At 70.2% G+C, this 7,823-nt stretch carries 4 protein-coding genes; 2 read left to right on the top strand and 2 right to left on the bottom strand.

All coding sequences use genetic code 11. The features are described from left to right. Positions 1–308 precede the first annotated feature (308 nt). On the top strand, positions 309–1,958 hold the full coding sequence (locus tag AB0D67_RS34025) for an MDR family MFS transporter (RefSeq protein WP_362945114.1): 1,650 nt from the start codon (positions 309–311) through the stop codon (positions 1,956–1,958). A 145-nt stretch (positions 1,959–2,103) separates the two neighbouring features. Here the strand turns inward: AB0D67_RS34025 and AB0D67_RS34020 are convergent, their stop codons facing one another. Continuing rightward, complete coding sequence (locus AB0D67_RS34020; RefSeq protein ID WP_362945112.1) at positions 2,104–4,140, bottom strand: cellulose binding domain-containing protein; 2,037 nt, start codon at positions 4,138–4,140, stop codon at positions 2,104–2,106. Positions 4,141–4,318: 178 nt separating this feature from the next. Further along, positions 4,319–5,812 carry an endo-1,4-beta-xylanase gene (locus tag AB0D67_RS34015; RefSeq protein WP_362945110.1) on the bottom strand — a complete coding sequence of 498 codons (1,494 nt, stop codon included), beginning with the start codon at positions 5,810–5,812 and terminating at the stop codon, positions 4,319–4,321. Between the two features lie 531 nt (positions 5,813–6,343). Here AB0D67_RS34015 and AB0D67_RS34010 point away from each other — a divergent pair. Beyond that, entirely contained in the window at positions 6,344–7,702 is a 1,359-nt protein-coding gene (locus tag AB0D67_RS34010) for a PHB depolymerase family esterase (protein WP_362945108.1), read from the top strand. The last annotated feature ends 121 nt before the right edge of the window (positions 7,703–7,823 follow it).

Raw genomic sequence — 7,823 nt, 5'->3', positions numbered from 1 at the left:
GTACCGCGAGCCCGTACCGCGAGCCCGTACCGCGAGCCCGTACCGCGAGCCCGTACCGCGAGCCCGTACCGCCGCTCCGGACACCGGGGATCGGTGAGGCCCGCCCACCAGGGCGGCCACCGTTCCCCGGCCGGCGGGTCCTTCCCCGCCGGTCGCCGCTTTCTGGCCGGGCGGTTCTTCCCCGCCGGTCGCCGTTTCCCGGCCGGTCACCGTCACCCGCCGGTTAAAACCGGGTGACATCTCACATCGTCTGCCGGAATGCTGGACACGGTCGATGAGTTTTGTCGGTGGCATCGGTCACTCTTTACATGACCGCGACTTCTTGCGAGACCCGTGGCCGGGGTGCCGGCCACGACGACATCATGTCCGACGACCCTGATCGAGGTATCGTGTCCGTCCCCCAGCTCGACTCTCCCGCCATGCCCGCGGAGGCCGTTCCGGATCGCCCCCGGCCTGTTCCGGGGCGCACCCCGCCCGTGATCCGGTTGCTGGTGCTCGCCACGTTCGTCGTCATCCTCAACGAGACGATCATGGTCAATGCGATCCCCCAGCTGATGGAGGCGCTGAGCATCACCGCGCAGACCGCGCAGTGGCTCTCGACCGCCTTCATGCTGACCATGGCCGCCGTCATCCCGATCACCGGATGGTTCCTGCAGCGGGTCTCCACCCGCCAGGCGTACACCGTCGCGATGGGCCTGTTCCTGCTCGGCACGGCGCTGGCCGCCGCCGCGCCGACGTTCGAGGTGCTGCTGGGCGCCCGCATCGTCCAGGCGTCCGGGACGGCGGTGATGATGCCGCTGCTGATGACCACGCTGATGCAGGTGGTTCCCGAGGAGGACCGGGGCCGGGTCATGGGCAACATGTCCCTGGCCATCTCGGTCGCACCCGCGATGGGCCCGGCCGTCTCGGGACTCATCCTCCAGTTCGGGTCCTGGCGGCTGCTGTTCGCCGTGGTTCTCCCCATCGCCGCCGTGATCACGTGGCGCGGCCTCGCGCGGCTCAAGAACGTCGGGGAGCCCGAGTACAGCACCGTCGACTGGCTGAGCGTGGTGACCGCCGCCGCCGGTTTCGGCGGTCTGGTCTACGGGCTCAGCCTGTTCGAGGGCGGTGACGCCTTCGTCGCCGCCGCGACCGTGGCGGCCGGTCTGGCGGCCATCATCGTCTTCGTCGTCCGCCAGCTGGTGCTGCAGAAGCGCAGTGCCTCACCGGAGGACCTTCACAAGGAGCACACCGCGCCGCCGGCGGACCTGCGCAGCGCGTCGCCGGCGAAGCCTCCCAAGAAGCACACCACGCCGCTGATGGACCTGCGCGCCCTGCGCCACCGCACCTTCACGGTCGCGCTGATCCTGATGTCGGTGTCCTTCATGGCGATGCTCGGCTCGATGATCCTGCTGCCGCTGTATCTGCAGAGCGTCCGCGAGCTCAGCCCCCTGCAGACCGGGCTCCTCGTGATGCCGGGCGGCCTGGCGATGGGGCTGCTCGGCCCGGTCGTCGGCCGGCTGTTCGACCGGTTCGGCGGCCGGGTCCTGGTCATTCCCGGTGCGGTCGGGATCGCGCTCGCGCTCACCGGCTTCACCCAGGTCACGATGACCATGCCGTTCTGGCAGCTCCTCGGCCTGCACGCGCTGTTGATGGTGAGCCTGGCCGCGACCTTCACCCCGGTGTTCACCCTCGGGCTCGGAGCGGTCCCCCCGCACCTCTACTCCCACGCCAGCTCGATCCTGAGCACGCTGCAGCAGGTCGCCGCGGCCTTCGGCACCGCGCTCGTGGTCACCGTGATGAGCGCGCGGGCCGACGCCCTGAGGGCCACGGGCGCCACCGAGGCCCTCGCCACCCTCGGCGGCATGCGGATGGCCTTCGTCATCGGCGCGGTGCTGTCCGTGGTCGTGATCGTCACAGCCCTGCTCCTGCCCGCCCGCGCGGACAACGCCGGCGGACACGGGGGGCACGGCCACTGAGACCGGCGGCGGTCCGCAGGCCGTCCGTGTGATGACGTGAGACCCGGGGCCGCCGGTGCGGTGTGGTGACGTGGGACCTGAAAAGCCGTTCGTGTGGTGATGCAGGACCTGGGGGGCCGTCCGTGCGGACGGCCCCCGGGCGTCGTCATCGGGTCGTGCAGACGGTTCCGTTGAGGGTGAAGACCTCGGGCAGCACGTTCGGGCCGCTGTAGTTGCCGACGTAGCCGATCGTGGCCGTCGCGCCGGTGGCCAGCGAGCCGTTGCCGGGCTCGTTGACGGCCTTGACGTCCTGGCCGTTCTGCGTCCAGACGGCGCTCCAGCCGCTGCCCAGGCTCTGCCACGCCCTGGGCCAGCCGAAGGTCAGGGTCCAGCCGCTGACCGGTGCGCCGTTGTTGGTGATGTCGATGGAGCCGACGTAGCCGCTGCCCCAGTCGGACTGCTTGGTCAGCCGTACCGAGCACGAGCCGGAGGCGGGCGTGCCGGTGGTGAACGTCAGCGGCGCGGAGGGGGGCGAGACACCGCCGCCGCTGTCACGGGCGAGCACGTTGACCGTGTAGCGCGTGCCCGGCTTCAGGTTACGCGCGGTGAGCGAGGTGCCGGTGGTCTCGCCGATCTGTTCGCTGACGGCTCCGTTCTGGCGGTACACCTCGTACTTCACGATCGGGCGGGCGCCGGCGGAGGCGGCGGACCAGGAGATCGTGGCGGCCTGGTCCGTCACGCCCGAGGCCGACGGCTGTCCCGGCTCGCCCGGCAGGCCCGCCTGGGCGGAGGCGGGACGCACGATGATCGTGGTCAGCGAGAGGGGAGGCAGCGTCCGGCCGGTCGCGCCGCCCGTGGCCGAGGTGGTGATGCTCGTGGCGCCGTTGACGTGGGTCAGCACGGTGGGGGCCCCGGACGCCGGGCCGAACCCGGAGTAGTCGATCGCGACGGGGTACGACGTGTCGGACGAGGTGTTGATCATCATGACGGCCAGCGAGCCGTCGGGGCGCCGTACGGCGTGCGCGGTGACCTTCGCCTGGTCTGTCGCGGCCCGGATGAACCGGTCACCGGGGCGGGCGAAGCGGCTGACCATCTGGAGCGCGTAGTAGGGCGCGAAGGGCGTGTTCGCCGCCGGTTCGCAGACGCCGCCGTCGGCGCAGGACCCGCTCGACAGCAGGCCGAAGTCGCCGTAGTCGGTGTGCCCCTCGACCTCGGTGACCTTGCCGATCCCGTTGTGGACGTTCCACCAGTCGACGGTGAACACCCCGTTGGCCAGCAGCGTCGCGTAGGCGTCGGCGGCGGCCAGGGCGCCGGGCTGGGTCGTCGTGCCGCGGTCGCTCGACCCGGTGTTGAACTCGGTCATCGCGATGCCGATCCGCTCGGATCCGGCTCCCACGTGCTTCGCGATCTGCTTCCGGGTGAGCTGGATCATGTCCGGGACGTGCGCGGACTTGTCGAAGGCGCCGGGGTACCAGTGCAGGATCACGAAGTCGATCTTCGATCCGGCGGCGGCCAGGACGACGTCGTTCCAGCTCCCGGTGTCGCCGTCGGCGGTCAGGGCGTCGGGCCAGTTGGCCGGGGTGGTCAGCACCGCGCCGATCTTGATGGTCGGGTCGACGGCCTTCATCGCGTCGGAGTAGGCCACGACGTTGCGCGCGTACTCGGCCGGGCTCTTGTCGGCGTGGTCGTCGGCCTCCCAGGCGGCGCCGTAGCGGCCGTTGCCGTAGTTCTCGTTGCCGATCTCCCAGTACTTGACGCCGTAGCCCTTGTCGACGTTGGCGTGCCGTACCCAGGCCGCGGCCTCCGCCGCCGTGCCGGTGCCGTAGTTGGCGGTCACCATCGGCTGCGCCCCGGTGCGCCGTACCCCGCGCATGAAGGTGTCGAAGTCGGTGTTCGGGGCCACGTAGCCGCCGGGAGCCGTGTGGTCGGCCCAGTGGTAGATGTCGGAGTAGGAGCCGCCGGGGTAGCGCAGCAGCTTCACCCCGGCGTCTTTCAGCAGGTCGGCGGTCTCGTCGGTGCCCAGCCGGGAGTCCCAGATCGCGTGGTTGGCTCCGACGGCGGTCTCGGGCACGGTGGCGAGCGCGGCGCGGGCGTTGACGGTCACCGCGACCGGGTCGGCCTCGTCGGCGTACGCCGTGGGCGCCTGCAGGGCGGCCAGCGTCAGCAGTACGGCGGACGCGGCCCGTAACAGAGGTCTTGGCATCGATGGACACCTCAATGTGATAGCGGCCTTCATTCGACGCCTCCCCTGACCCGGAGGCAACATGATCGTGGGGGGCCGCCTCACGCCCGTCAACCGAGGGTGAAACTTTCACGCCGAAGGGCCCCCGCGGCGGGTCGTGCCGCGCCGCGGGGGCCCTCACGAGGGCCGGTCGGCAAGGTCAGCCGGTCCGGGTCCACTTCTGGTTGTTGCCGCCGTGGCAGGAGTACATCTGGAGCTTGGTGCCGTTGGCGGTGCCCGATCCGGTGGCGTCCAGGCAGAGCCCGGACTGGACGCCGACGATGGTGCCGTCGCCGTTCAGGCGCCACTTCTGGTTGTCGCCGCCCCAGCAGGAGTAGATCTGGACCACGGCGCCGTTGGCGGTGCCGCCGGCGTCGAGGCACTTGTTGCCGTAGACGCGGAGTTCTCCGGCGGAGGTGGAGGACCACTGCTGGTTGGCGTTGCCGTGGCAGTCCCAGAGCTGGACCTGGGTGCCGTCGGTGGTGCTGCTGTTGGGCACGTCCACGCAACGGCCGGAGGCCACGCCCCTGATCTGCCCGTTACCGCCGGGCGGCGGGTCGGTGGGCGTCACGGTGGGTGTCGCGGTGGGCGTCTGGCTCGGGTTCGGGGAGGCGGAGTTGAGGGCGTTGAGGACCGAGCTGTAGGCGGCCTTCTTGTTGCCGTTGCCGTCGAACAGCAGCGGAACGTCGCCCGAACGCCAGGAGTCGCTGTCGCGCACGCCCCACACGGTGATGCCGACGCAGCGCGGCACGGCCAGGCAGTCGTTGGTCACGTTGGCGTAGGTCGTGGCCGAGGCGCCCTGGATGTCGAGCTCGGTGATGGCCACGTCTACGCCGAGGGCGGCGAAGCTCTGCAGGGTGGTGCGGAAGTTGCTGTTGTAGGGGCTGCCGCTGTTGAAGTGGCTCTGGAGGCCGACGCAGTCGATCGGCACGCCGCGCTGCTTGAAGTCGCGGACCATGTTGTAGACGCCCTGGGTCTTGGCCCAGGTCCAGTTCTCGATGTTGTAGTCGTTGTAGCAGAGCTTGGCGGCCGGGTCGGCGTTCCGCGCGGTGCGGAAGGCGACCTCGATCCAGTCGTTACCGGTCCGCTGCAGGTTGGAGTCGCGGCGGCCGCCGGAGTTGCCGTCGGCGAAGGCCTCGTTGACCACGTCCCAGGCGTAGATCTTGCCCTTGTAGTGGGCCATCACGCCGTTGATGTGGTCGATCATCGCCTGGCGCAGGCTGGAGCCGGACAGGGACTGCATCCAGCCGGGCTGCTGTGAGTGCCAGGCCAGGGTGTGCCCGCGGACCCGCTTGCCGTTCTGGACGGCCCAGTTGTAGATGCGGTCTCCGCCGGAGAAGTTGAACTGGCCCCGCTGGGGCTCGGTGGCGTCGATCTTCATCTCGTTCTCGGCGGTCACCATGTTGAACTCGCGGTTCGCGATCGTGGTGTACACCGAGTCGCCGAGCCTGCCTCCGGCGATGGCGGTGCCGAAGTAGCGCCCGCTCTGCGCGGCCGCCGCGCCGAGCGTGTTCTCCGCGGCGCCGGCGGGAGCCTGTACCGCCGTCAGTGCGGTGATCGTGCCGAGGACGCCGAGGGCGCCGGCGATCAGAGCCCGGCGGAGGCCGCCGCGGGGTCTCCGGGTTCCGGGCGGGGGTGTGGCGTTTGCGCCCATGCCTTGAGCCTCCATAACTGGATCACGAGAAAACCGGATCATGGGAAAGGGGGAGCGGGGAGAGACCCCGCGGGACCGACGCCGCGTCCCATCGCCTCGCGGGGAACCGTGCACCACCGGGCGTCGCGGACGGTGGCCCCCGCTGCGTACCACCACCCGCGGGGCCGTCCTGGGGACTCAGTTTGGAAACGCGCTTGAAACTTGTCAACACCTTCTTGAAACTTTCGGAACGCATTCTGGGTCTCAGCTTCACGCGTGTTCCGATGTCCGGCTCTTCTCCTGGGGTTTCGCCGCGGTTCTCTGCCGGACGGTACGGCGATGGCTCATGCCCTCCGGGACGCCGCGGGTGAAATTTTCAGCGCCGCGTCCGTCTCGGCCGGGCGCGGCTTCCCCGATAACGCGAGATGAGCCCTGTCCGGCCGCCGCGCACACCGGTACGACGGGCCGCGGGCCCTTGACGCGCTTCCCCGCGTCGTATTTGCTCCGCCCACCACCACCCTCTCCACCCATCTGACGAAGAGAGGACTTGGCGTGACACGAACATTCAGGGCCGTACTGGCGGTCGTCGCCCTGCCCCTGTTGATCGCCGGCATGTTCATGGCTACCAGGCCGGTGGCCGCGGCGTCACTCACCCGGGTGACCGGTTTCGGCAACAACCCGACCAACCTGAACATGTACCTCTACGTGCCCGACCGGGTCGCGCCCCGGCCGGCGCTGCTGGTGCTGGTGCACTACTGCACCGGCACGGCCTCGGCGATCTTCAATGGGAACGGGCACGACTACGTCACCGCCGCCGACCGCTACGGCTACATCATCGTGCTGCCCGAGGCCACCCGCAGCGAGAAGTGCTTCGACGTGTCCACCCCCGCCGCGCTGCGCCGCGACGGCGGCAGCGATTCCACCGGCATCATGTCGATGGTCGCCTACGCCCGCCAGCGCTACAACGTCGACCCCGCCCGGATCGTCGTCAGCGGCTTCTCCTCCGGCGCGATGATGACCAACGTCCTGGCCGCCGAGTACCCCGACGTCTTCTCCGCCGGCGCGGCCTTCTCCGGCGTCCCGGCCGGATGCTTCGCCACCACCAACGGCTCGCTGTGGAACAGCCAGTGCTCCGGCGGCAACCTCATCAAGACCGCCCAGCAGTGGGGCGACCAGGCGCGGGCGATGTACCCCGGCTACACCGGCCGTTACCCGAGGATGCAGCTGTGGCACGGCACCACGGACACCACGCTGGCCTACCCCAACTTCGGTGAAGAGATCAAGCAGTGGACCAACCTCCACGGCCTGTCCCAGACCCCCGCCTTCACCGACCACCCGCAGTCATCCTGGACCCGCACCCGCTACGGGAACACCACGACCCAGGCCACCATAGAAGGCATCAGCATCAGCGGCGTCGGCCACGTCCTGCCGATGAACGGCCAGCTCGCCTACTCCATCTCCTTCCTCGGTCTCGACGGCACCACACCCACGTCCTCACCCACCCCGACGGTGACTCCGACGGCGACCCCGACAGCCACCCCGACGGCGACTCCCACGGTGACCCCGACGCCCGGTGACACGCCGCCGCCCCCCGGCGCCTGCCGGGTCAGCGCCACCGTCAACGCGTGGAACAACGGGCTGACCGAGAACCTCACCGTCACCAACACCGGAACGGCGGCGGTCAACGGCTGGTCCCTGGCCTTCACCCTCCCCGGCGGGCAGACCATCACCGGCGGCTGGAACGCCACCTACAGCCCCGCCAGCGGCCAGGTCACGGCGAGGAGTGCCGGCTACAACGGCTTCCTGGCGCCCGGAGCCTCCACCGAGATCGGCTTCCAGGCCACCCACACCGGCGACGCCGGCAAGGCCACCGCGTTCACCCTCAACGGAGCCCCCTGCACCACCTTCTGACACGTCCTCCGACCGGCCCCTCGCCGGCTCGCCGCGCCCTCCGGCCCACCGGACGGCATGGCGAGCCGGCGGGTCCCGTGCCACACTCATGCTCGGCCGCGTCGGCGTCGACAGGGTGGGG

Source organism: Streptosporangium sp. NPDC048047 (genome assembly GCF_040653115.1).
Classification (GTDB): domain Bacteria; phylum Actinomycetota; class Actinomycetes; order Streptosporangiales; family Streptosporangiaceae; genus Streptosporangium.
The sequence above is the reverse complement of the archived record's forward strand: the minus strand, read 5'-3'. Positions and strand labels throughout refer to the sequence as shown.